The organism is Pseudomonas sp. P5_B2, from assembly GCF_056400445.1.
This window is the reverse complement of record NZ_JBFULH010000401.1, coordinates 1-3780: the sequence shown is the minus strand read 5'-3', so window position 1 is coordinate 3780 and position 3780 is coordinate 1. Positions and strand designations below refer to the sequence as shown.

4 protein-coding genes are annotated in these 3780 nt (G+C 56.7%); all 4 read left to right on the top strand.

All coding sequences use genetic code 11. The features are described from left to right. Window positions 1–1424: FAD-dependent monooxygenase (locus AC1DRJ_RS21280; RefSeq protein WP_477803873.1), on the top strand; the 1424-nt coding region annotated here is incomplete at its 5' end. A gap of 2 nt (window positions 1425–1426) precedes the next feature. Further along, window positions 1427–2074 carry a TetR/AcrR family transcriptional regulator gene (locus tag AC1DRJ_RS21275; protein WP_477803872.1) on the top strand — a complete coding sequence of 216 codons (648 nt, stop codon included), beginning with the start codon at window positions 1427–1429 and terminating at the stop codon, window positions 2072–2074. A 204-nt stretch (window positions 2075–2278) separates the two neighbouring features. Continuing rightward, complete coding sequence (locus tag AC1DRJ_RS21270) at window positions 2279–2893, top strand: TetR/AcrR family transcriptional regulator (protein WP_477803871.1); 615 nt, start codon at window positions 2279–2281, stop codon at window positions 2891–2893. A gap of 79 nt (window positions 2894–2972) precedes the next feature. Then, a partial coding sequence (locus AC1DRJ_RS21265) for a VOC family protein (protein WP_477803870.1) occupies window positions 2973–3780 on the top strand: 808 nt, incomplete at its 3' end.

Sequence of the window (3780 nt, the reverse complement as noted above, 5' to 3'; positions counted from 1 at the left end):
TCGTTATTCCTGAAGTGAGGATGCACTCCCCAGTGCTCGGGCAATTTGGTCGAGCCAACACTGAGGGGTGCATCGACGGCCATCCGAAACTTGTGACGTTCTATCAACCCGACCTCGAACACGCGGTGCGCAGCCAAGTCTCTCGACTGAAGTCAGTGACCAGTCTTGGTGGTTTCGAGCTTGAAAGTCTGGTCGAAGAGTCGGATTGCGTCGTCGCTTCCGTACGGGATCAGAATGGGCAAACGCATTCTGTCCGCGCCCAGTACCTGGTCGGTGCGGATGGCGCAAGCTCCAGGGTCAGAGCACTTATTGGCCAGGAGTTCGAAGGGCAGACCTATGCGGAGGATTGGCTGATTGTCGATGTCATGAACCGGCATAAGTCAGCGATTGATCACATTGAGTTTATCTGTAATCCGCAGCGACCAACGCCGCACATGCCCGCACCCGGCGGAAGGGAGCGTTGGGAGTTCATGCTGCAACCCGGTGAATCCCGTGAAGAACTGGAAACTCCGGAAAGCATCGCCCGGCTCATCGCGCCATGGATCAACCCGCAGGAGTTGCAGCTCGAACGCAAGGCGGTGTATCGATTCCACGCGCGCTGCTGCAACAGATTCAGCAAGGGGCGCGTTTTTCTCGCCGGCGATGCAGCACACATCACTCCCCCTTTTGTAGGGCAAGGTCTCGTAGCGGGACTTCGAGACGGGGCCAACCTTGCGTGGAAACTGGCGTGGGTCCTTCGTGGCCATGCCGCGCCTGCAATACTTGATACCTATGACGCAGAGCGCCGTCCCCACGCCCAGGCAATGATCAACCTGGCGAAACTCATGGGCCGAATGGTGATGCCCAAGAACAAGACCGCCGCTTTCTTTATCCACGGCCTGATGCGCATGCTGGCGTTGACTCCCGCGACCAGGCGGTACTTCGAACAGCTGGACATCAAGCCGAAGAACACCTTCAAACACGGCCTGTTCGTGCAGCATCGTCGGGGTGACAAACTGGTGCGTGGCAGCCTGTTTCCCCAAGCCTGGGTTCGCACCATGCAAAAGCAGATCAAGCTGAGCGACGATACGCTTGGAGACAACCTGACCCTGGTTGGATTCGGTGTTGACCCGTTGTCGTTGCTTACCACTGACCAGATCGTTTCCTGGGAAAAAATGGGCGGTCACTTCCTGGAGGTCAGAACACGCGGCCAACGCTCCGGCGGCAGCTGTGACTACATCGAAGACATGAACCATGACATCCTGCCGCTGGCCGCTAAAGGAACGCTCGTCGCCGTTCGCCCCGACCGTATCATCATGCATCACGCACCCGGCTCAGAGGCAGGCAGCCTCCTTCGAGACTGCAGGGGCTTGCTGGGTGGCAAAGACGCCACTCCTGACAGCGTTTCCGTTACCATCAACGAGCCCCCTCGATTACGAGCTTGATCATGGATTCTCCCATTCCTCCTTTAGAAGCTTCTGAACCACAACCTCTCACGAGAGGCCACAAGAAGCGTGAGCGCACCCGTCGCGGCTTGATGGACGCGGCATTGCGTCTGATCGCGCGCAAGGAGGTGGGGGAGATCGCACTGCTTGAAGTCGCCGCGGAGGCCGCGGTATCCAACGGCACCATCTACAACTATTTTCGCACTCGCGACGAAGTACTCGAAGCGGTGGGAATTGCCATGGCCGCTGAGTTCTCTGACTCCATTTCCGATTTGAACTCAGACGTGCAGTGCGGTGCGCAGCGACTTTCGATCGGCGTACGTATGTTTGTTTGTCGAGCCGCCACCGATCACCAATGGGCGAACGCGCTGCTGCGCATCATCCATTTCGACCAGGCAATGCGCTCGCGTTTGGCTGCCCATGTACTGGGTGATCTGCGCGAGGGGCTGCGTGCAGGCACTTTTGCTTATGTGGACGAAGGGGTTGCCCTGGACATCGTTCTGTCGTGCACAACCGGAGCAATGCGTTCGGTTGTCGAGGGTCGTGCGGGGGCGGAGCACGATTTGCGGGTCGCGGAAATGGTGCTCCTGGCTCTTGGCGTTACGCCTGCCAAAGCCAGGAAAATCGCCGGAAAGCCGCTACCCGCCTGATCTGATGTCACCCTCGATTGACGTGCGAGCCATAAAATGAACATGTATGTTCATTTTTTATGCTTAATATGGCCAAAAAATAATATAAAACCTCTATTTTTTGGTCAAGAGCTGAGTATTTCGTCATTTATTTTAAAAACTTTGTTGACGGTGACTGAACACGGGTGTTCAATCGATCCATGAGGTAATCCTGGAGAGAGAACCGTGGAATCCCTGAATCCAACACAGCGCCGCATTCATCAAGCCGCCTTTCGCCTGTTCGCTGAAAGAGGCACCTCACAAGTGAACATTCTCGACCTCGCACAAGAGGCCGGGGTGGCACGCGGTACGGTCTATAGCAACATCGACAGCATGGAAAGCCTGTTCGAGGCGGTCGCCAGCCAGCTTGCGAAGGAGATGCATGAGCGCGTCAACAAGAGCTTCGATTCACTGTCCGATCCCGCTCAACGCCTGGCCAATGGCATTCGTCTGTTCATTCGTCGAGCTCACGAAGACTCCCAATGGGGGGCGTTCATACACAAGTTCGCCATGAGCAATTCGGCGTTGCGCGAAATGTTCAGCAGCCAGGCGACCACAGATCTTCTGAGCGGGCTCGCGGGTGGTCGGTACAGGTTTCAGCAGGAGCAATTGCTCTCCGTGCTGACGCTGATATCGAGTAGCGTTCTTGGCTCGATTTTCCTCGTACTGGAAGGTCACAGAACCTGGCGCGAATCGGGTTCTGATACCGCCGAGCTGGTGCTGCGAGCCTTGGGTGTACCACCAGAGGAGGCACGTGCGCTGGCGACCCTAGAGTTGCCGACACTTCCGCCACTCGACTGAACCCGTAACTGATCTAACTTCACGCCTCTGGTTTTTCAGGGGTTAGGGACAGCTTTGCCCAAAAAACCGGAAAACAACAATGAACAACAGAATTGAATTGCACCGGTTGACGACAGAACAGCCCGCCCGGCATCCACAGCCGACGGTGAAGGCCCAGGATCTGACGCACCTGATCTTTCAAAGACCGGACTTGAATGAGGCGGCGCGTTTCCTGACCGACTTCGGTTTGACGGTAAGTCGGCAGGATGCCGATACGCTCTATCTGCGGGCCACCGACGCCACTTCATATTGTTACCGCGTCCAGCGTGCCGAAACTGCCCGGTTTATCGGATTCGGACTTGCAGTGCAGTCTTTAGAGGATTTGGTAAAACTCGCTCGAATCCCTGGGGCGTCATCGGTAGAGAAACCGGAACATCCTGGCAAAGGGTATTACGTCAGATTGACCGATCCTTCCGGTTTCATTGTGGAAGCCGTTTGCGACCAGACTCCAGGTGAAACGCTTGAACATAGAGCGCCTCTTCCTTGGAATCTGGCGCAGGAGCAACCGCGAGTCAACGTCACGCAGCGTCCGCCGATTGCTCCCCCTGAAGTGCTCAGGCTTGGCCATATCGTGATTGAAGTGGCCGACTACCAGGCGACCTGTGCCTGGTATACGCAACATTTCGGGTTTATTCCCAGCGATGTGCAAGTACTCCCTGACGGTACACCTATCGTCGCCTTCATGCGCCTTGACCTCGGTGAAATTCCCGCAGCGCACCATACGCTCGCGATAGCGCAGGGATTCATGGCGACCTACAGCCATAGCGCCTATGAGGTCGTCGACGCAGACGCGGTGGGAATGGGGCAGCGCGTCCTGCGCGAGCGTGGTTGGGAGCATTCATGGGGCA